Source organism: Streptomyces sp. NPDC031426, from assembly GCF_055581585.1.
The window spans coordinates 394,633-415,281 of sequence record NZ_JBVIJE010000008.1; the positions used below are offsets into that span (position 1 = coordinate 394,633).

The following is a 20,649-nucleotide window of genomic DNA, read 5'->3' on the forward strand; positions in this document are numbered from 1 at the left end:
ACAAGTACTGTCTACAACAATGTCGACCAACTCTCCTCAGAACTGGATCCCATGAGCGCCATCTCCGTCGGTCAGGCCGTCGTCCTCGGAGTAGTCGAGGGGGTGACCGAGTTCCTCCCGGTGTCCTCCACCGGTCACCTCAAGATCACCGAGGGGCTCATGAACATCCCCGTCGACGACAAGTCCGTCGTCGGGTTCTCCGCCGTCATCCAGGTCGGCGCCATCGCCGCCGTGCTCGTGTACTTCTTCAAGGACATCAAGCGGATCGTCTCGGCCTGGTTCCGCGGTCTGACCAACCGCGAGGAGCGCTACCACCACGACTACAAGTTCGCCTGGTGGGTCATCTACGCCACCATCCCGATCGTGCTGGTGGGCCTGGCCGCCAAGCCGCTGATCGACGGGCCGCTGGGCTCCCTCTGGGTCGTCGCGGGCTCCCTGATCCTCGGTTCCGTCGTGATGTGGTGCGCGGACCAGATGGGCCGGCACAAGCGCGGTGAGGACGACACCTCGTTCAAGGACGCGATGTGGGTCGGCTGCTCGCAGATCCTCGCCCTGCTCTTCCCCGGCTTCTCCCGCTCCGGTGCCACCATGTCCACCGCGCTCATCCTGGACCTGGACCGTGTCGCCGCCACCCGGCTGTCCTTCTTCCTCGGCATCCCGGCCCTGACCGGCGCCGGCATCTACGAGCTCAAGGACGCCCTCGGCGCGGGCGTGGGCGCGGCGCCGCTCGCCGTCGGCACCATCGTCTCCTTCGTGGTCGCCTACGCCTCCATCGCCTGGCTGCTGAAGTTCGTCGCCAAGCACTCCTTCAACGCCTTCGTGATCTATCGGATCGTCATCGGCGTGGGGCTGCTCGGCCTGCTCGCCACGGGTGTGCTCAACGCCTGACCGAACCCTCCTGATCACCCACGGGGTGCGGATGCCTGCATTCAGGCGCCGCACCCCGTGAATGTTTCCTTACGCGATGCCTTGACAGTGCGGGCACGCAACCCGCAGGATCGCTCCCGTGAACCTGTCAGACAGCCAGACAGGTGGTCTGGGTCCCCGGCGTGTGAGCGCCATGGAAGCGGTCCTCGCCCACCTCCGCGGCGCCATCGAACGCGGCGAGTACGCCATCGGCGACAAGCTCCCCTCCGAGGCCGAGCTGTGCCGCACCCTCGAGGTGTCCCGGCCCGTGCTGCGCGAGGCGCTGCGCGCGCTGCAGACGATGGGCCTCACGGTCTCCCGGACCGGCAAGGGCACCTTCGTCGTCGCGAACGCCGTCGAGGACCCCACCTTCGGCGACTACGCGGCCAGCGACCTGCTGGAGGTGCGCCGGCACATCGAGATCCCGGTCGCGGGCTACGCGGCCGTGCGCCGCACCCCGGAGAACCTGGACCACCTGGCCCATCTGCTCGACCGCATGGAGCGGGAGACGGACACCACGGCCTGGGTCGCGATGGACACCCTCTTCCACCTCGCGATCGCCGAGGCCGCCCAGAACCCGGTCTTCCGCCGGGTCATCGAGGAGATCCGCGACGCACTGGCGCGTCAGTCGGCCTTCCTCAACGAGCTGGGCGGCCGCCGCGAGCAGTCCAACCGCGAGCACCGGGCCATCGTCGAAGCGCTGATCGACGGTTCCGAACACGACGCCGTCCAGGCCATGAGTCACCACCTGGACCGCGTCGAGACGACCCTCACCGACATCGTCCGTCCCCAGCGGACGGACGATCTACCCACGGAAGGCGGACCCGAGGCGTGAGCGAGCAGCACCTCAAAGACGAGACGCGCCCCTCGTCCGGCCATGTCGACGCCGGAGACGCCGGCTACAGCAAAGGCCTGAAGCACCGGCACGTCAACATGATCGCCATCGGCGGAGCCATCGGCACCGGCCTCTTCCTTGGCGCGGGCGGCCGGCTCGCCGACGCCGGGCCCTCCCTGTTCATCGCCTACGCCGTCTGCGGCGTCTTCGCCTTCCTGGTCGTACGCGCCCTCGGCGAACTCGTCCTGTACCGCCCGTCCTCCGGCGCCTTCGTGTCGTACGCCCGGGAGTTCCTGGGCGAGAAGGGCGCCTACACCGCGGGCTGGATGTACTTCCTCAACTGGGCGACCACCGGCATCGCCGACATCACCGCGGTCGCCACCTACACCCACTACTGGGGCATGTTCTCCGACATCCCGCAGTGGGTGATCGCGCTGATAGCCCTGGCGGTCGTCCTGACCGTGAACCTGATCTCGGTGAAGATCTTCGGCGAACTGGAGTTCTGGTTCGCGATCGTCAAGGTCGGCGCGCTCGTGGTCTTCATGGCGATCGGCATCTTCCTGCTGGTCACCCAGCATCCGGTGGCCGGCCACCACCCCGGCCCGTCCCTGATCACCGACAACGGTGGCATCTTCCCCAATGGCCTGCTGCCGATGCTGCTGATCATCCAGGGTGTCGTCTTCGCCTACGCCTCCGTCGAGCTGGTCGGCGTGGCCGCCGGTGAGACCGAGAGCCCCGAGAAGATCATGCCGAAGGCGATCAACTCGATCATGTGGCGGGTGGGCCTGTTCTACGTCGGCTCCGTCGTCCTGCTGTCCATGCTGATGCCCTGGAACGCGTACAGCGCCGGCCAGAGCCCCTTCGTGACGGTCCTGTCGCACATCGGCATCCCGGCGGCCGGCGACGTGATGAACCTGGTCGTGCTCACCGCCGCCATGTCCTCGCTGAACTCCGGCCTCTACTCCACCGGTCGCATCCTGCGCTCCATGGCCATGAGCGGCTCGGCCCCGAAGTTCACCGCGCGGATGAGCCGCAGCCAGGTCCCGTACGGCGGCATCCTGCTCACCAGCGGAATCTGTGTCCTCGGCGTGGGCCTCAACTACGTCGTCCCCGCCGACGCGTTCGAGATCGTCCTCAACTTCGCGGCGATCGGCATCCTCGCGACCTGGGGCATGATCATGCTCTGTCACCTGCTCTTCTGGCAGAAGACCCGGAAGGGCGAGCTGACCCGGCCGTCGTACCGGCTGCCGGGCTCTCCCTGGACCGAGGTCGTGACGCTGGCGTTCCTCGCCTCCGTCCTGGTCCTCATGTACGCCGACGGCGGCGCCGGACGCACCACCGTGCTCTGTCTGCCGCTGATCGTCGCAACCCTGGTCGCGGGCTGGTACGGCATCCGCGGCCGGATATCCCGCACATCCACCGGCGCCGACGCGTGACCCGCGACCCGGGCGTCCCAACCCATCGATGCAGGCAGTGATGTACAGCAGTTCCCCCGCAGACGCACCCCTCGTCCGCGAACCACTCCACGCCCCGGTCGCCCACCTCATCCGCGGTGGAGTCGTCGAGGGCATCCACCACGGCTCCGTCGTCGTCCTCGGCGCCGACGGCCGGGTGGAGTTCCAACTCGGCGACATCGAGGCCGCCTTCTACCCGCGCTCGGCCGTCAAGCCCCTCCAGGCCGTGGCCATGCTGCGGGCCGGGCTGCCGCTGGACGGCGAACTGCTGTCGCTGGCCGCCGCCAGCCACTCCGGCGAGGACCGCCACCTGGCCGGCACCCGGCGCATCCTCGAACTCGCCGGGCTCACCGAGGACGACCTGCGCAACGTCCCCGACATGCCGTTCGACCCGGTCGTCCGGGACTCCTGGGTGCGCGAGGGCCGCATGCCCTCCCGGCTCGCCCAGAACTGCTCCGGCAAGCACGCGGCCATGCTGTGGACCGCCAAGCTCAACGGCTGGTCCCTGGGTGACTACCTCGACCCGGAGCACCCGCTCCAGCAGGCGATCCAGGAGATCGTCGAGGACCTGACCGGCCAGCGGGTCGCCCGGGTCACCGTGGACGGCTGCGGTGCGCCGCTGTTCGCCATCTCCCTGCACGGCCTCGCCCGCGCCCTGTCCCGGATCACCTCGGCCGCCCCCGGCACACCCGAGGCCCGCGTGGCCGACGCGATGCGCACGCACGCCGAGATGGCCTCCGGCTCGGGGCGCGATGTCGCCGCGCTCATGCGGGCCGTGCCGGGGTTGCTCGCCAAGGACGGGTTCGAGGGCGTTCAGGTCGCTGCCCTGCCGGATGGCCGTGCCATCGCCGTGAAGATCGCCGACGGGGCGAATCGGGCGCGGATCCCGGTCGCGGCGGCGGCGCTCGCTCGCGCGGGCGTGGATCCCGAGTTGCTGACCGAGTTCGCCGGAGAGCCGTTGCTCGGGGGCGGGGAGCCGGTGGGCTGCGTGCGGGCTGTGCGTGCGCTGGATCCGGTTCCGTTCACTGCCTGCGCGTAGCCCTCGGCTGGATCGGCCGTCCTGCAGCCGCGGGTCCGTTGTGGTTGATCGCGCCCGCGCGGCCGAGCCGCATATCGAACACCGCCCCGCGCCCCTTTCGGGGCGCCTTCACTTCCGTACCTCAGAAAGAGGACCGTACCCTCATGACCGCCGCCACCACGCGCAGTGAGCACGATCTGCTCGGCGACCGTGACGTACCCGCCGACGTCTACTGGGGTGTGCACACCCTGCGCGCGACGGAGAACTTCCCCATCACCGGCACCCCGATCTCCGCCTACCCGCATCTGATCGACGCCCTGGCCGCCGTCAAGGAGGCCGCCGCCCTCGCCAACGAGGAACTCGGCCTGCTGGCGCCGGAGAAGGCGCGCGCGATCGTGGCCGCCTGCCAGGAGATCCGGACGGGCAAGCTGCACGACCAGTTCGTCGTCGACGTCATCCAGGGCGGCGCCGGCACGTCCACCAACATGAACGCCAACGAGGTCGTGGCCAACCGGGCGCTGGAGCTGCTCGGTCACGTCAAGGGCGAGTACAGGTATCTGCACCCCAACGAGGACGTCAACCTCGGTCAGTCCACCAATGACGTCTACCCGACCGCCGTCAGGACAGCGACGGTGTTCGCGGTCCGTGGACTGCTCAAGGCGATGGCCGTACTGCAGAACGCCTTCGCCCGCAAGGCCGTCGAGTTCCGTGACGTGCTCAAGATGGGCCGTACACAGTTGCAGGACGCCGTGCCGATGACGCTCGGTCAGGAGTTCTCCGCATTCGCCGTCATGATCGAGGAGGACCGCAGCCGTCTCGCCGAGGCCGTCGAGTTGATCCATGAGATCAACCTCGGTGCCACGGCGATCGGTACGGGCCTCAACGCCCCGGCCGGCTACGCCGAGGCCGCCCGCCGGCACCTGGCCGACATCACCGGGCTGCCGCTGGTCACCGCCGCCAACCTGGTCGAGGCCACCCAGGACTGCGGTGCCTTCGTGCAGATGTCCGGCGTGCTGAAGCGGATCGCGGTCAAGCTCTCCAAGACCTGCAACGACCTGCGGCTGCTGTCCTCCGGTCCGCGCGCGGGCCTCGGTGAGATCAACCTGCCGCCGGTGCAGGCCGGTTCGTCCATCATGCCGGGCAAGGTCAATCCGGTGATCCCCGAGGTGGTCAACCAGGTCGCCTTCGAGGTGATCGGCAACGACGTCGCCATCACCATGGCCGCCGAGGCCGGACAGCTCCAGCTCAACGCCTTCGAGCCGATCATCCTGCACTCCCTGTCGGAGTCCATCACGCACCTGCAGAGCGCCTGCCTCACCCTGGCCGAGCGCTGCGTGTCCGGCATCACCGCCAACACCGGCCGGCTGCGCGCCACCGTGGAGAACTCCATCGGCCTGGTCACCGCCCTCAACCCGCACATCGGGTACACGGCCGCCACCGAGATCGCCAAGGAGGCGCTCGTCAGCGGCCGGGGCGTGGCCGAACTCGTCCTGGAGAAGGGCCTCCTGCCGGCCGAGCGGCTCGCCGAGCTGCTGCGCCCCGAGGTCGTCGCGGGCAGCGGGGCACCTGCCGCCTGACCTGCGGTTACGGGCAGATATCAACCCGTACGCGAATGGGCTCCAGGGCCGGTCCGGAGGCACAATGGTGATCATGACAACGACGTCGTCCCTCACCTTCCTGCCGGTCCTGGAGCGCATCGCCGAGGAGATCGAGCGCACACCCGGCCGCGGCCGGGCCGCCGACTACATCCCGGCCCTCGCAGCCTGCGATCCCCGCCGTTTCGGCATGGCCGTCGCCGAGCTGGACGGCACGGTGTACGGGGTGGGGGACTGGCGCGAGCCGTTCTCCACGCAGTCCATCACCAAGGTCTTCACCCTGGCCCTGGACCTGGCCCGCGAGGGCGACGAACTCTGGGAGCACGTGGGCCGTGAGCCCTCCGGCAACCCCTTCAACTCCCTGGTCCAGCTGGAGTACGAGAACGGCATCCCGCGGAATCCTTTCATCAACGCGGGCGCCCTCGTCGTCACCGACCGCCTCCAGACCCGTACCGGTGACGCGGCCGGCGAGCTGCTCACCTTTCTGCGCACCGAGAGCGGCAACGCCACCCTGGACTTCGACAAGGAGGTCGCCGCCTCCGAGACCACCCACGGCGACCGCAACGCCGCCCTCGCGCATTTCATGGCGTCCTACGGCAACATCGACAACGACGTGCCGACCCTGCTCGACCAGTACTTCCGGCAGTGCTCGATCACCGCCTCCTGCGCCGACCTCGCCCTCGCCACCGGCTTCCTCGCCCGGCACGGCATCCGCGCCGACGGCGGCCGGCTGCTCACCCGCAGCCAGGCCAAGCAGGTCAACGCCGTGATGCTGACCTGCGGGACGTACGACGCGGCCGGGGACTTCGCCTACCGTGTGGGCCTGCCCGGCAAGAGCGGCGTCGGCGGCGGGATCATCGCCGTCGTACCGGGCCGGTGCACGCTGTGCGTGTGGAGCCCGGGCCTGGACGAGCGCGGCAACTCGGTGGCCGGAGTGGCGGCCCTCGACCGGTTCACCACGCTGACCGGGCTCTCGGTGTTCTGACCGGCCCGCACGCTTCAGTCCAGGAACTCGTGCAGCAGCGGCAGGGCCGTGCGGCGCATGAGCGCCAGACGGGTGGTGCCGGGCGGCATCGCCGGCCGGGCGTCGGGGATCGGTTCGCGGATCTCGGCCGCATGCTCGATCCGCACGAAGTGCTCCGCTGGAGGTGCCGCGATCCTCCATCCGTCGCCTGCCGCACCGTCGTGGCTGGCCGCGCAGTTCCCCGCGCCCCGTCAGGGCGCGACGAGCGAGCCGTGTGTTCAGGCGAGGGTGGGCAGGAGGGCGCCGAAGGACAGGCCGATGGTACGCAGAAGTGGCCTCCCGTACGCCCGGAAGTCATCGTTTCTCACACGCCGGTCACGTGCGGGCCGCCCGCAGGTGAGAGGAGCGTCGCCTTCCGGCCACCCGGCGTTGACACGCTGAGCCAGTGTTGGCCATGGCATTCCCCGTCGATCTCCGCAGCTGCCAGGTGCTCGGGCTGGCCGGTACCGCCTTTCTCGCGCTCGGCGGTGAGACGGCCGGTGCCCTGCCCGTGCAGGATCTGCTGGCCCCCGCCTCGGTGCAGGCGGCACTCGGCCTGGTCGGGGTGTACTTCGGTGTCGTCCTGCTGATAGCGGCCTGGGTGCTCCTCGGCCGTCTGGTGCGCGGGCCCCAGCCGCCCACCCCGCGCGCCCTGCTGCTGGTGCTCGCCGTATGGACGGCACCGCTGCTGCTGGCACCGCCGTTGTTCAGCCGGGACGTCTACAGCTACCTCGCGCAGGGCGCCATGGTCGACCACCACATGGACGTCTACACCCAGGGCCCGGCCCAGCTCGGCGGCCCGCTCGCCGACGAGGTGGCCCCGATGTGGCAGCACACCGGCGCCCCCTACGGCCCCGCCTTCATGGCCCTGGCCTCCGCGCTGTCCGGGCTGACCCGCGGACAGTTGCCGGCCGGCCTGCTCGGCATGCGCCTGGTCGCCCTGCTCGGCGTGGCCCTGATGGCGGTGGCGCTGCCCCGCCTCGCCCGGCACAGCGGCGCCGACCCGGCCGCCGCCCTCTGGCTCGGCGCCCTCAACCCGCTGGTCCTGCTGCACCTGGTGGCGGGCGCCCACAACGACGCCCTGATGCTCGGTCTGCTGGGGCTCGGCCTGGTCGCCGCGCGCGGGGAACGGCCGGCCGGCGGAGTCCTCGGGGCCGTCCTCGTCACCCTGGCCGCCCTGGTCAAGGCGCCGGCCGCGCTCGGCCTGCCGGCGGTCGTGGCCCTCCAGGTCCGCTCCGGCCGCCGCCCGCTGCCGGCCGTCCTGACCGCGGCGGCCGCCTCCGCCGTGACGACGGTCGCCGCCACGGCCGTCGCCGGCACCGGCTATGGCTGGATCGGCGCCCTGGCCACCCCCGTCTCCCCGCACAACTGGGCCCTGACCAGCCTGCTCGGCCGCGCCACCGGTGCCCTGCTGGAGCACCTCGGCAGCAGCCTGGCCCCGCTGGCCGTACCGGCCTGGCATCTGCTCGGCCTCGCCGCCACCGCCGTCGCCGTGGCGCTGATATGGCTACGGCTGCGCGTCAGACCGGTGTACGCCCTCGGGCTCAGCCTGCTGGCGGTCGCCGTGTTCGGCCCGGCGATCCGCCCCTGGTACATGCTGTGGGGCCTGTTCCTCATCGCCGCCGCGGCGCCCAGCACCTCGGTACGGCACCGGGTCGCGGCCCTGGCCGGCGTCCTCGCCCTCGCCGTACTGCCCAGCGGCGGCCCGGCCGACCCCGGGCAACTCGTGCTCGCCGTCTCCGGCGGGGTGCTCGGCGTGGTCGTCCTGTGGCAGGCCCACCAGGCGGCCCAGGCCCCGGCCCCGGGACGCATGGCGTGAGGGGGCCGCGTACGACGAGGGGCCGTCTGGCGCTGGTCCTCGTCCTCGGCGCCGCGGTCACCGTCTTCACGGCGACCGTGCCGCTGCTGCGCGACTTCTTCGACCTGCGCGTCTACTACGGCACTGTGCACACCTGGGCGCACCACGGCGGGCGGATCTACGACTACCAGGTGCCGGGCACCACGTACGGCTTCACCTATCCGCCGTTCGCCGCGGTCGCCATGCTGCCGCTGGCGCTGCTGGACCGTGACTCGGCGATCGTGGCGTCCCTGCTGGTCAACCTGGCCGCGCTGGCGGTGATCCTGCGCATCCTGGCCGGCCCGGACTGGCGGCGGCACGGGTGGTACCGCTGGTCGCTGTGCCTTTGCCTGCTCGCGCTGTTCGAGCCGCTGCGGGACACCTTCAGCTTCGGCCAGGTCAATCTGGTGCTGCTCGCCCTCGTCCTGGGGGACTGTCGGCTCCTGGCGACCGGCCGGGAGCGCTGGGCCGGCGCCGGGATCGGCCTCGCCGCCGCAGTGAAGCTCACGCCCGCCCTGTTCATCGGTCTGCTGCTGCTCGCCGGGCGGCGCCGGGCGGCCGGAGCCGCGACGGCGGTCGCCCTCGCGGCGACCGCGCTGGCCGCCTGGGCCGATCCGCGGGCGTCCCGCTACTACTGGACCGAGGCGCTGTGGGACACCAGCCGGGTGGGCCGGCTCGACTATGTGTCGAACCAGTCGCTCCAAGGAGTGCTGGCCCGCCTCGGCGAGCCGGGCCGCCCGCTGTGGGCGACGGCGGTCCTGCTGACCCTGTGCGTCTGGGCGTGGCGGACCCGTCAGGCGGTGCGGGCCGGTGACTGGACGGCCGCCTTCGCACTCACCGGGGCGGCGGCCTGCCTGGTCAGCCCCATCACCTGGGTGCACCACCTGGTGTGGCTGCTGCCGTCGTTCGCCGTGCTGCTGCGTACAGGGCACCCGCGGATCGCGGGCGCCCTGTACGCGGTGCTGTGCACGAGCGTGGTGTGGCTGTGGTTCGACGACGCCTCCGGCATCGGCGGCTTCCTCGGCAGCAACACCTACGCCTGGATCACGCTGGGGCTGCTCCTCGGCCTGCCGACGGGTCAGTCGCGCGGGGTGCGCTTGCTCCTGGCCCGCACCGTCGCCACCGCGACGGCCCGCAGCGCCACCACCGCGGCGCCGGCGACGAGACCCGCGAGCCCCGCGACGACGGCGGGGCCGGGCCAGCCCGAGTCCGCTGCGTGCGACGCGGCAGCGGCCACCGGTTTGGCCTTCGACACCGGCCGCGAGGTGACGCGCAGCCCGTCCAGCGAGCCGACCGGGTCCACCCGGCCGGCTGCCGCGAAGCCCCAGTCGAGCAGCTCGCGCGCCTCCTGGTACACCGCCAGTCCGCCGCCCTCCTGAGGGTTCATCACGGTCACCACCAGCGTGCGGCTGCCATGGCGGGCGGCGGCCACCAGGGTGTTGCCCGCCTTGGTGGTGTAGCCGTTCTTGATGCCGATGAGGCCGGGATACTTCTTCACGCCGCTCTGGCCGGTCAGCAGCCGGTTGGTGTTCCTGATGCCGTACGTCGCGCCGTCACCGGGGAAGTCCGCCTCGGCGGTGGAGCAGTACCGGGCGAAGTCGGGATTGCGCAGGCCCTCCCGGCCGAAGACCGCGAGGTCGTAGGCGGAGGACACCTGGCCGTCGGCGTCGTAGCCGTCGGGGGAGACGACATGGGTGTCCATGGCGCCGAGCGAGCGTGCCTTGGTCTGCATCTCGGCGGCCGTGGCCTCCCAGCCGCCGTTCAGCGAGGCGAGCACGTGCACGGCGTCGTTGCCGGAGTGGAGGAAGACCCCGCGCCAGAGGTCGGACACCCGGTAGGTGAGTCCCTCCTTGACGCCGACCATGCTGCTGCCCGCGCCGATGTCGGCCAGCTCCGTGTTGCGCACGGTGTGCCGCATGTCGGCGGGCAGGGCGGGCAGCACCGTGAGGGCGAACAGGGTCTTCAGGGTGCTCGCGGGCGGCAGCTTGCGGTGCGCGTCGCTCGCGGCCAGCACCGCCCCGCTGCCGGCGTCGGCCACCACCCAGGACAGCGCCGACACGTCCGGCAGCTCGGGCGCGTCCTGGTGCGGCCGGACCAGGACGCCGGAGCGGTAGAGCTGGTTGGGGCCGGGCATCGCCGCCCGGGGCGCGGGCGGAGCGGGTTCCCCGGTACGGGGCCCGGCGAAGGCGGTGGCCGGGGTGAGTGCCAGCACGCCCGCCACGCAGAGGGCACAGGCCGACGAGGCCACCCGATGAGAAAGTCCGGTGATCATATGATCAACGTACGAACGGGTTCGCCGTCTCTCGCGCTGGAAGGGCCGTTCGGCCCACGCGAGCAACCCGGACGCGGCATCCCTGCCTTCGGCGCAGGGCTCAGCCGGTGGGCAGGGTGGGCCGGATCTGTCGCAGGAACGCGGCGTTGTCGGGCGTGGAGCGCAGCCGCTCCAGGAGGGTCTCCAGACCGGACGGAGCGCCCTCGCGGGAGCGCAGGACGCGGCGCAGACCGTGGACGGCCGTCAATTCGGCCGGAGTGAGGAGGAGTTCCTCGCGGCGGGTGCCGGTGGCGTCGAGGTCCACGGCGGGGAAGAGACGCCGGGCGGCGGCTTCCCGGTCCAGGCGCAGCTCCATGTTGCCCGTGCTCTTCAGCTCCTCGAAGTAGTAGCCGTCGGCGCGGGAGCCGGTGTCCACCAGGACGGTGGCGAGGATGGTCAGCGAGCCGCCCTCCTCGGCCTGGCGGGCGGCACCGAAGAACCGCTTGGGCCCGAGCAGCGCGCCCGCGTCGACACCGCCGCTCAGGGTGCGGCCACCGGCGGCGGAGGCGTTGTTGTGCGCCCGGCACAGCCGGGTCAGGGAGTCCAGCAGGATCACGACGTCCTCGCCGGCCTCCACCAGGCGCTTGGCCCGCTCGACGACGAGCTCGGCGAGGGCGATGTGCTCCTTGGGCGTCCGGTCGAAGGTGGAGGCGTACACCTCGCCGCGCACCGAGCGGCGCATCTCGGTGACCTCCTCGGGGCGCTCGTCCAGCAGCAGGACGATCAGCCGGCACTCGGGGTGGTTGCCGGCCACGGCGGCAGCGAGCTGCTGGAGCAGCACCGTCTTGCCGCTCTTCGGCGGGGCCACGACGAGTCCGCGCTGGCCCTTGCCGACCGGCGCGAAGAGATCGGTGACGCGCCCGGCCAGTCCGGACGCGGGGTGTTCGAGGCGGATGCGCTCGTGCGGGTGGAGCGGGGTGAGGTCGCGGAAGTGACGCCGGCCGCGCAGGTCCGCGGGGTCGTGTCCGTCGACGCGGGTGACCTCGGTCAGCGCGCGCCGGTCGCCCCGGACGCCTTCGACGAGGTCGCCCCTGCGCAGCCCATGGCGCCGGATCAGGCCCGGCGGGATCTGGGGATCGGCGGGGGAGGCCAGCAGGTGCGGTGCCCGCAGGTGCCCCTTCCCCTGCGCGTCGATGTCGAGGACACCGGTGACGAGCCGGGCGGCCGGGGCCTGCTGGACCACGGGAGGGTGTTCGAGTGTGGTGGTCATGGCGGGAGGTCCTTTCACGGACGGGAGAAGAGAGCTGGGAGGGGGAGAGTGGCCGCGAGCGGGAGGGCTTGAGAGCTGCCTCCGGGCGGCGGGAACGGCACCTCGGGTGTGGCGGAATCGCCCTGGTCACGAGGTGGTGCAGAGAAGAAGCCCGGGCCGGTCGGAAGCCTCGGCCGAGGGGCTGGTGGAGAGAACAGCGGCACCGGTGTCCGTACGACGCGACACGCACATGCGCTGATCGCACTATACCCGTGCGCTCGGTTCGGTCAACATGATGCCGTCCGCGCCTATTCCCGTCCCGAGCCAACCGGCTCCTCCGCCGAGCCGCCCTGCTATTCCGCCCGACCGTCAGGAGAAGAACCCGTGGAGACCTCTGCCGCCCGGCCCCCGCACCGACTCGACCCCGCAGGCGGCTGCCCGCACACCGTCAACGCACGGCTGCTGGCCGGCGGTGCCGTGGCCCCGGTGGAACTGCCCGGCGGGATCGAGGGGATGGCCGTACTCGGGCACGATGCACTGAGGGAGTTCCTCCAGCATCCGGAAGTCGCCAAGAACGCATGTCACTTCACGGATCTGCGAGAGGGCCGGATCCCCGCGGGCTGGCCGCTGCTCACGTTCGCCACCGTGCAGGGCATGACCACCGCCGACGGGGAGGACCACCGGCGGCTGCGGTCCCTGGTCGGGCACGCCTTCACGCCCCGCCGGGTGGAGCAACTACGGCCGAGGATCGAGCAGTTGACCGCCTCCCTGCTGGACGACCTGGCGCGGGCCGCGCAGGCCGCGGACGGCGTCGCCGACCTGCGGCGGCACTTCGCCCTGCCCCTTCCCCTGGCGGTCATCTGCGAACTCCTCGGTGTGGAGGCCGCATTCCGCGACCGGCTGCACCACCTCAGCAGCCAGGTCGTGGCCACCGGCATCGAGCCGGCCGAGGCCATCGCCGCGAACCGCGAACTCGTCGCCGTCCTGGGTGAGATCGCGGCGACGAAGGCCGCGGCGCCCGCCGACGACCTCACCAGCGCGCTCATCGCCGCCCGCGACGAGGGCGGCGACCGGCTCGGCGACCAGGAGCTGATCGGCACGCTCCTGCTGATGATCGTCGCCGGGCACGAGACCACGCTCAACCTGATCACCAACGCCGTACGCGCCCTGTGCGCCCACCGCGACCAACTCGACCTCGTGCGCGCGGGCCGGGCGAGCTGGGCCGACGTGGTCGAGGAGACCCTGCGCTGGGACGCGCCGGTCAGCTACTTCCCGTTCCGCTACCCGGTGCGCGACCTGACCGTCGACGACACGCTCATACCCGCCGGCACCCCCGTGCTCGCCGGCTACTCCGCCGCCGGCCGCGACCCCGCCGCGCACGGCCCCGACGCCGACCGCTTCGACGTCACCCGTCCCGCCCGGCCCGGCGCCGTACGCCATCTCTCGCTCGGGCACGGCGCGCACTACTGCCTGGGCGCGCCGCTCGCCCGACTGGAGGCCGGCATCGCGCTGGAGCGGCTCTTCACCCGCTTCCCTCACCTCGAACTCGCCGCGGCCGAAGGCGACCTGGTCCCGCACGCCGGTTTCGTCGGCAACAGCGTGCGCACCCTGCCGGTCCGGCTCACACCCGGCGCATCTCCCGGAGTCTGAGCCGCACACCGGCCATACGAACCCCCGCCCTTTCCGTGGGGCCGTCAGGTCATGGAAACGGCGGTTACGACAGCAGCGGTTCCCGCTTCGCCACGCTCGCCGTCGGGACAGCTCAAGGGCTGACGCGTTCGTGGGTGCTCACACCGACCGTGCCTCCGCCTCCTTCGCGATCTCGTCGAACCGCGCGCCCATGGCCTCGGCGAGGGCATGCGCCCCGGACAGCGGACGGACCATGACCATGAGCTCGTCGATCAGGCCGTCCTCGTTCACATGGAGGAAGTCGCAGCCGGTCAGCTCGCGGTCGCCCACCCGGGCGGTGAAGACCAGCGCATGGTCGGAGGAGGCCGGGTCGCCGATCTCCCGGACGTACCGGAAGTCCTCGAAGACCTGGGACACCGCGCGCAGGATCGCCGCGGTGATCGCCTTGCCCGGATACGGCTTGAAGACGACGGGGCTGGTGAAGACGACGTCCTCGGCCAGCAACGCCTCGACGGCATCGATGTCGCCGGCCTCGACCGCGGCGCGGAACGCGTGCATCGGGTCACCTCGCAGAGTGACTAGTCAATTAATTGAATAGGTGCGGATGAGATTAATCAACGACTGCTAGCCTGTCCATATGTCGCTCAAGTACGCCGTCCTGGCCGCCCTGCTGGAGGGCGAGGCCTCGGGCTACGAGCTGTCGAAGTCGTTCGACGTCTCGCTCGCGAACTTCTGGCCCGCCACCCCGCAGCAGCTCTACCGGGAGCTGGAGCGCCTCGCGCAGGACGGGCTCGTCCAGGCCCGGACGGTGCAGCAGGAGCGGCGGCCGAACAAGCGGATGTTCACGCTCACCGAGTCCGGCCGGGCGGAGCTGGACGCCTTCGCCGCCGAGCCCCCCAAGCGGCCCACCGCCATCCGCGACGAACTCCTCATCAAGATCCAGGCGATGGACGGCGCCGACCCCGAGGTCACCCGCGCCCTGATCGAGGAGCGCATGGGCTGGGCACGGGGAAAGCTCGACCGCTACCGGCGGGTGCAGCGCCGCCTCCTCGACGGCCGGACCGAGGACGAGTACCTCCGCGGCGCCGACCGCGTCGGCCCCTACCTCACCCTCATGGCCGGGATCGGCTTCGAGGAGGAGAACCTGCGCTGGTGCGAGCGGGTTCTCGCGGTCCTGGCCGAGCGCGTGGCCCTAGGCTGAGGAGATGTTCGGTCCCCAAGGCCCCAGCCTGCGTGAACTCGCCGTGCAGGCACTGTCGTCCGTCGAGCACGGCTACGACCTGCTCGCCCCGAAGTTCGACCACACGCCCTTCCGGACACCCGACGACGTCCTGGAGTCCGTGGCGAAGGCGCTCACCTCGCTCGGCCCGTTCGAGGACGGGCTCGACCTGTGCTGCGGCACGGGCGCGGGTGCGGAGGTCCTCACCGGGCTGTGCCGGCGGAGCATCACCGGAGTCGACTTCAGCGCGGGCATGCTCGATGTCGCCCGGCGCCGGGGGCGGCCCGCCGGCGGGGCCGAGGTCGCCTGGGTGCGCGGCGACGCCCGGGCCCTGCCGTTCGCGGCGGCCTTCGACCTCGTGGTCTCCTTCGGGGCCTTTGGTCACTTCCTGCCGCGTGAACTGCCGGGGCTGTTCACCCAGGTCCACTCCGTCCTGCGGCCGGGCGGCCGGTTCGCCTTCCCGGTGCTCGCCCCGCCCCGCCCGACGCAGGCCGGCTACTGGGTGCTGCTCGCCTTCGACGCGGTGATGCGGGTGCGCAACGCGCTGTGGCGGCCGCCGTTCGTCATGTACTACCGGGCCTTCCGGCTCAGTGGCGTGCTCACGGAGTTGGGGCGTGCCGGGTTCACCGTCGAGCTGCACGCCCTGCCCGAGTTCGGGCGGCGCGGCGACGGCAGCCCCCGGGCCCGGCTGGTGGTGGCCCGGCGGGCTCAGCCGGCCGCGGGCAGCGTGAACTCGTAGACCAGCGCGTCCCGTTCGGCGTCCACCACCAGATCCGTGATCTCCAGCGGCCGGGCGTACTGGTCGTGCACCCGCCGGGTCACCCGCACCGACGCGGCGCCGTCGACCTGGGTGATGGAATCGCGGTGGTGCAGCGACAGGCCGGCCTTGCGCATCCAGTCGTAGGCCCGGCGCAGCTGCGCGGGGGTGGTGCCGTCGGCCCGGCCCCGGTAGCGGGCCAGCTCCGCGACCTCGGTCAGCGCCACCGCCGAGAACGACGTCACCGCCGTCCGCAGCGCCCGGCCGTCCGGCGTGGCCGACCGGTAGCGGTGCACCAGCGTCGGCCGCTGCGGCGCCAGGCCCAGCTCCCGCGCGTGCTCCTCCGGCGGCGCCTCCCAGGTCACCGTGGCCCGGTCGACCGCGGACGGGTCCGCCGAGTGGGCGCCCAGCGGGAAGGCCGGAGTCCCCGGCGCCGCGACCGGCCGGGCGGGCAGCGTGGCATGGCTGCCCCGCCGGTCGGTGGCGACGGCACCGCTGCGCCGCAGCACCTCCAGCGCCTGCCGGACGGTCTCCCGGCTGACCTGGAAATACGCGGCCAAGTGCCGTTCGCCCGGCAGTCGTTCGCCCGGCGGAATGGTGCCGGCGCGCAGTTCGTCGAGGAGCAGCGCCGCGATCCGCCCGTACAGGGGCCGGTCGTCGCACTGCGCGGGTTCGTGCGGGGTGGTGCGGGCCATGCCGCGCCCTCCTGTGGTGACAAGACGTAGTCGTGCGGGCTCGTTGCGCGACCACAAATAGCATTGGTCTAAACCACGAGGGAAGAGCGGTCTGCCGGTTCGGCCGAAACCCGCCCGCGCGATCACGTCGTCACAGTGCGCTGTACAGGGCGTCGATCAGCGCCATCTTCCGTGGGTCGTCGGCGATGCGCGGCCCCATCCGGTTCATCACGTACCCCAGGGACACGCCCGCCTCCGGATCGGCGAGCCCGCACGAGCCGCCGAACCCGTCATGACCGAAAGCCCGTGGATTCGGGCCGTACGACCCGTTCGGCCCGCTCAACCACAGACCGAGCCCGACCTCGGTCTCGCCCTCGAAGCCCGCGCCCAGCACCAGATCGCGGCAGCTTCCCTGGCCCTCGCGCACCCGCTCCGCCGCCTCCGGCGACAGGACGCGCCGCCCGCCGTGCGAGCCGCGCCCGGCGAAGACGCCGTACAGTGCAGCGACGGCGCGTGCGGTGCCGTGCCCGTTCGCCGCGGGGATCTCCGCCGCCCGCCACTCGGGCGTGTTCGCCTCCGCCGCGCCGACCACCGGATTGGCCAGCGCCGCCAGCGCGGCGGGCGTCAACTGGCTGAAGACAGCCGCCTGTTCACTGCGGGAGGCGGCCGGTGGAGGCACCAGCTCGGCCGCCCGGCCCGCCTCCTTCGCCGGCAGCCCGACCGTGAAGTCGATGCCGAGCGGCCCGGTCAGCTCGCGCGCCAGGAAGGCCCCCGGCCGCAGCCCCGAGATCCGCCGGACGACCTCGCCGACCAGAAAGCCGTACGTGAGCGCGTGATAGCCGGAGCGGGTGCCCGGCTCCCACCACGGCTCGGTCGCCGCCAGCCGGGCGGTCGTCAGCTCCCAGTCGTACAGGTCCGCCAGGGAGTGCGGCTCGCGCAGGCCGGACAGCCCGGCGCGGTGCGACAGCAGATGCCGGACGAGCACCTTCTCCTTCCCCGCCGCTGCGAATTCCGGCCAGTACGCGGCCACGGGCGCGTCGAGGTCGAGCAGCCCCCGGTCGGCGAGCAGGTGTGCGCACAGGGCTACCGGGCCCTTGGTGGTGGACCACACGTTGACCAGCGTGTCCCGTTCCCACGGGCGGGTACCGGCCGTGTCCGCCCAGCCGCCCCAGAGGTCCACCACCGTGGTGCCGTCGACGGTCACCGCCACCGCGGCGCCCAGTTCGCCCCGCTCCCGGAAGTTGTCCTCGAACGCCTCCCGCACCGCCGCGAATGGCGCGTCGCAGTGGCCGTGGACCTGTGTCTCGTGCGCGGACATGGGACCTCCGTCGTCGCCGGAAACCCGGGCCGCGACGCTGCGACCGGGGTCCCGAACGTACCGACTGGTCGGACTGGAGGGAAGTGTCCGGCAGATGCTCGCGTCCGTCCGCCGCCTCAGGCGTACGACCGCAGCCAGCGCAGCTGCTCCGCCTCGTGGAAGGGGCCGCCGCCCTCGTGGTCGTTGAAGTCGTAGACCTCGATCGCCTTGTCCTCGTGCGCCCAGGCGTTGAACGCGGCGAACACGGTCGATGGCGGGCAGGTCTGGTCCTCCAGCGCCGCCGAGAACATCGCCGGGGCCCGGCCGCGGGCCGCGAAGTGCACCCCGTCGAAGTAGGAGAGCGTGCGCAGCACCTCCGCCGAGCGGCCCCGGTGCGTCTTGAGGAACAGGCCGATCTCACGGTAGGGATGCCGGTCCGTCAGCGTGGTCGCGCGCGGGAAGTCGCACAGGAACGGCACGTCCGGCGCCACCGCGACCAGGTCGGGGACCAGGCCGCCGACGGCCAGGGTGATGCCGCCGCCCTGGCTGGCGCCGAGCGCCACGGTACGGGCCGGGTCGGTCAGCGGGTGCGAACGGGCCGCCTCGACGGCGCGTACGGCGTCCGTGAACACACGCCGGTAGTAGTAGTTCTCCGGCGCGTCGATGCCCCGCGTCATGTACCCGGGGTACGCCGGGCCGGTGCCGACCGGGTCCGCCGTGCCGCCCCCGGCGCCCCAGGCGCTGCCCTGGCCGCGGGTGTCCATCACGAAGTGCGCCCGGCCCGTCGAGGCCCACAGCAGGTTCTCGTGCGGCAGTCCGCGCCCGCCGCCGTAGCCGACGAACTCCACGACCAGCGGCAGCGGTTCGGTCGCGCCGGCCGGCAGCCGGAGCCAGCCCTTGACCGGGTGACCGCCGAACCCGGCGAACGTCACGTCGTACACCTGGACCGTCGACAGCCCGGTGTCCACCGGCTCGAAGCGGGCGTCCAGCTCGTGCTCGCGTGCCTCCTCCAGGGTCTTGTCCCAGAAGGCGTCGAAGTCCTCGGGCTCGGCGGACTCGCTGCGGTGCTCGCGGAGTTCGTCGAGGGGCAGGTCGAACAGGGCCATCTACAACCACCTTCGCGAAGGGAGACTGCGTCAGTTCACCGTACGTGGGTGCCGCAGGAGGGGCCAGCAAGCGTTTGCTCCCCCGTCGGCGGACGGGCACCTGCCCCTCACGCCCGGGGCTGGGTCCACCTCGGTCCCGTCCGTGCCCATTCCCGTTCCCACTCCGCCAGCCGGTGGCGCAGCGCGATCCGGCGCTCGACGGCGTGCACGAGGAGCACGGCGGCCGCCGAACCACCCGCCGCGACCAGCCCGATGGTCACCGCGTGCTGCCAGACCGCCGCGTCGTCCGGCGGCGGTGCGACACTGCGGCCCCGGGCGTCGAACCACACCGAGACCGCGTCACCGGTACGGGTGCCCGCCGGCACCCGGGCCCACGCCGTACGGGTGCCCTTGCCGGGCTCGGTCCAGCGGACGTGGGCGCGGTACGGGTACGCGCGGTCGCCCTGCTCGGCGGACAGCCGCTCGGGCGGGTCGCCGAACACCCGTGCACGGACCTGGTGGCGCTCGGCCCGCTGCGCGGCCGCGACGCTGCGGGCCGTGTCATGCGCGCGCAGACCCGCGGCCACGCCGACCAGCGGTGTGACCACGAACAGCAGGACGGCCACGATCAGCAGCGTCCATGCCTCCACGACATCCGAGCGGCGCCGCAGCGGATTGTGCTGCCAGCGCCAGCCACACACCCCGGTACGCATGTCCACCTCCTCGCACCGTCGGAGCCGCAGAGCCGACGAGCCGGTCCATGAGGCCCGGACTCGTCGCCCCCCTCCGCCGCTCACGCACACGAGCGTCCACACCCGTCTCGTACCCCGTACGGAGTACGGAGCACCTCGCTCGCGCCGCGAACCGCGGGTTCAAGCCCACTTGGAGCACGGAACGCGCCATGCGCCCCACCGCTGCGCGAACGACCTCAGCGCGCGACCCGGAGGGTCAGCCGAACCGCTCGATGCGGATCCGGTCCACGGGCTGGCCCGCCGCGACCAGCAGCCGGGACGCGTGCTCCGCGAACCCGTTGGATCCGCACACATAGGCCTCCCACCCACAGGGAGGCTGCTCGGCCAGGAGCGGCCCCACATGTGCGGCTGCCATACGTCCCACGGGCACCCCCTGTGGGGCGCTGCGGGTGAAGACGGGCGTCGTCTCCGCGCCCAGCTCGGCCGCGTAGATCAGCTCCTCGGGGCTGCGCGCGGACACCAGCATGCGCAGCGGCACGGTGAGACCGCGGCTGCGGTGGTGCCGCACCATCGACATCAGCGGGACGATCCCGGAGCCGGCGCCGATCAGCAGCGCGGGCCGGTCGCCGGGCCAGGCGAAGAAACCGCTCAGCGGCCCGCGCACCTCGACGGTGTCCCCGGGCCGGGCGACCGTGTGGAACCAGCCGGAGACCTCGCCGTCCGGTACCCGGTCCAGGGTCAGCTCGATGTGCCCGGAGTCGTCCGGGGCCGATGCGATCGAGTAGTGCCGCTGCGCCACATACCCGTCCGCCGCGGTCAGCCGCAGCATCAGGTGCTGGCCGGGCAGATGCCCCGCCCAGCCCGGCACCGCCAGCCGGAAGGTGGCAGCGTGCGGCGTTTCCCGCCGGATCTCCGTCACCGTGGCGATCTGCCACACGGCCGCCACCTGATCGCTCACGGCGATGCGTCCGGGCACCGCGAAACGCCTCGCGGCAACGGCGGCGCCGTGGGACGGGAGGCCCGGGGGGAGGGAGGCCGCGGCCAGGAGCGGGGCCGTGATGGCGGTCGCGTCCTGCGAGCGGGCAGCGAGGCCGGGGGCCGCCGCCGGTCCGATCGGCTCAGGGCGCGGGGAGGGGGTGGCCGTGTCC

19 protein-coding genes and 1 pseudogene are annotated in these 20,649 nt (G+C 72.2%); 11 read left to right on the plus strand and 9 right to left on the minus strand.

Annotated elements, in window-relative coordinates:
* Positions 1-51 precede the first annotated feature (51 nt).
* The 6 genes from ACZ5NH_RS19705 to ACZ5NH_RS19730 all read left to right on the plus strand — a co-directional run bounded on the left by ACZ5NH_RS19705 (position 52) and on the right by ACZ5NH_RS19730 (position 6,793).
* Entirely contained in the window at positions 52-888 is an 837-nt protein-coding gene (locus tag ACZ5NH_RS19705) for an undecaprenyl-diphosphate phosphatase (protein WP_388628556.1), read from the plus strand.
* A 172-nt stretch (positions 889-1,060) separates the two neighbouring features.
* A complete protein-coding gene (locus ACZ5NH_RS19710) occupies positions 1,061-1,741 on the plus strand; it encodes a FadR/GntR family transcriptional regulator (protein ID WP_388629238.1) in 681 nt (226 codons plus the stop codon).
* Complete coding sequence (locus ACZ5NH_RS19715) at positions 1,738-3,177, plus strand: amino acid permease (protein ID WP_468776872.1); 1,440 nt, start codon at positions 1,738-1,740, stop codon at positions 3,175-3,177. Before ACZ5NH_RS19710 ends, ACZ5NH_RS19715 begins: the two co-directional genes overlap by 4 nt.
* A gap of 40 nt (positions 3,178-3,217) precedes the next feature.
* Complete coding sequence (locus tag ACZ5NH_RS19720) at positions 3,218-4,234, plus strand: asparaginase (protein ID WP_388628550.1); 1,017 nt, start codon at positions 3,218-3,220, stop codon at positions 4,232-4,234.
* Between the two features lie 143 nt (positions 4,235-4,377).
* On the plus strand, positions 4,378-5,790 hold the full coding sequence (gene aspA, locus ACZ5NH_RS19725) for an aspartate ammonia-lyase (protein ID WP_468776875.1): 1,413 nt from the start codon (positions 4,378-4,380) through the stop codon (positions 5,788-5,790).
* Between the two features lie 64 nt (positions 5,791-5,854).
* Positions 5,855-6,793 carry a glutaminase gene (locus ACZ5NH_RS19730; RefSeq protein WP_388628545.1) on the plus strand — a complete coding sequence of 313 codons (939 nt, stop codon included), beginning with the start codon at positions 5,855-5,857 and terminating at the stop codon, positions 6,791-6,793.
* 14 nt (positions 6,794-6,807) lie between these two features.
* Here ACZ5NH_RS19730 and ACZ5NH_RS19735 read toward each other — a convergent pair whose 3' ends face one another.
* Positions 6,808-6,939 carry a hypothetical protein gene (locus ACZ5NH_RS19735; protein ID WP_468776877.1) on the minus strand — a complete coding sequence of 44 codons (132 nt, stop codon included), beginning with the start codon at positions 6,937-6,939 and terminating at the stop codon, positions 6,808-6,810.
* A gap of 287 nt (positions 6,940-7,226) precedes the next feature.
* On the opposite strand from ACZ5NH_RS19735, the gene mptB reads away from it, so the two are divergent.
* A complete protein-coding gene (gene mptB, locus ACZ5NH_RS19740) occupies positions 7,227-8,630 on the plus strand; it encodes a polyprenol phosphomannose-dependent alpha 1,6 mannosyltransferase MptB (protein WP_468776879.1) in 1,404 nt (467 codons plus the stop codon).
* Complete coding sequence (locus tag ACZ5NH_RS19745) at positions 8,627-10,027, plus strand: glycosyltransferase family 87 protein (RefSeq protein WP_468776881.1); 1,401 nt, start codon at positions 8,627-8,629, stop codon at positions 10,025-10,027. Before mptB ends, ACZ5NH_RS19745 begins: the two co-directional genes overlap by 4 nt.
* A gap of 59 nt (positions 10,028-10,086) precedes the next feature.
* On the opposite strand, the pseudogene ACZ5NH_RS19750 reads toward ACZ5NH_RS19745, so the two are convergent.
* Positions 10,087-10,920: pseudogene (locus tag ACZ5NH_RS19750) on the minus strand (D-alanyl-D-alanine carboxypeptidase family protein); the annotation flags it as partial.
* Positions 10,921-11,020: 100 nt separating this feature from the next.
* Positions 11,021-12,169, minus strand: coding sequence for a transcription termination factor Rho (gene rho, locus ACZ5NH_RS19755; RefSeq protein WP_468776883.1), 1,149 nt, complete (start codon positions 12,167-12,169; stop codon positions 11,021-11,023).
* A gap of 363 nt (positions 12,170-12,532) precedes the next feature.
* Between rho and ACZ5NH_RS19760 the strand changes: the two genes are divergently transcribed.
* A complete protein-coding gene (locus tag ACZ5NH_RS19760) occupies positions 12,533-13,798 on the plus strand; it encodes a cytochrome P450 family protein (protein WP_468776885.1) in 1,266 nt (421 codons plus the stop codon).
* A gap of 138 nt (positions 13,799-13,936) precedes the next feature.
* Here ACZ5NH_RS19760 and ACZ5NH_RS19765 read toward each other — a convergent pair whose 3' ends face one another.
* Positions 13,937-14,335, minus strand: a complete 399-nt coding sequence (locus ACZ5NH_RS19765) for a nuclear transport factor 2 family protein (protein WP_388628531.1) — start codon at positions 14,333-14,335, stop codon at positions 13,937-13,939.
* 79 nt (positions 14,336-14,414) lie between these two features.
* Between ACZ5NH_RS19765 and ACZ5NH_RS19770 the strand changes: the two genes are divergently transcribed.
* Positions 14,415-14,978, plus strand: a complete 564-nt coding sequence (locus tag ACZ5NH_RS19770) for a PadR family transcriptional regulator (RefSeq protein ID WP_388628528.1) — start codon at positions 14,415-14,417, stop codon at positions 14,976-14,978.
* Between the two features lie 4 nt (positions 14,979-14,982).
* Complete coding sequence (locus ACZ5NH_RS19775) at positions 14,983-15,735, plus strand: class I SAM-dependent methyltransferase (RefSeq protein WP_468776887.1); 753 nt, start codon at positions 14,983-14,985, stop codon at positions 15,733-15,735.
* On the opposite strand, the gene ACZ5NH_RS19780 is transcribed toward ACZ5NH_RS19775, so the two are convergent.
* The 5 genes from ACZ5NH_RS19780 to ACZ5NH_RS19800 form a co-directional block, all read right to left on the minus strand.
* On the minus strand, positions 15,705-16,448 hold the full coding sequence (locus tag ACZ5NH_RS19780) for a GntR family transcriptional regulator (RefSeq protein WP_451554465.1): 744 nt from the start codon (positions 16,446-16,448) through the stop codon (positions 15,705-15,707). The two genes, ACZ5NH_RS19775 and ACZ5NH_RS19780, sit on opposite strands and share 31 nt — an antisense overlap.
* A 130-nt stretch (positions 16,449-16,578) precedes the next feature.
* A complete protein-coding gene (locus ACZ5NH_RS19785; RefSeq protein ID WP_468776889.1) occupies positions 16,579-17,745 on the minus strand; it encodes a serine hydrolase domain-containing protein in 1,167 nt (388 codons plus the stop codon).
* Between the two features lie 116 nt (positions 17,746-17,861).
* Positions 17,862-18,830, minus strand: coding sequence for an acetylxylan esterase (locus tag ACZ5NH_RS19790; RefSeq protein WP_468776891.1), 969 nt, complete (start codon positions 18,828-18,830; stop codon positions 17,862-17,864).
* Positions 18,831-18,937: 107 nt separating this feature from the next.
* Positions 18,938-19,522: an Rv1733c family protein gene (locus ACZ5NH_RS19795; RefSeq protein WP_468776893.1), complete on the minus strand. Its 585-nt coding sequence runs from the start codon at positions 19,520-19,522 to the stop codon at positions 18,938-18,940.
* 235 nt (positions 19,523-19,757) lie between these two features.
* A complete protein-coding gene (locus tag ACZ5NH_RS19800; RefSeq protein ID WP_468776950.1) occupies positions 19,758-20,477 on the minus strand; it encodes a ferredoxin reductase in 720 nt (239 codons plus the stop codon).
* Positions 20,478-20,649: the final 172 nt, after the last annotated feature.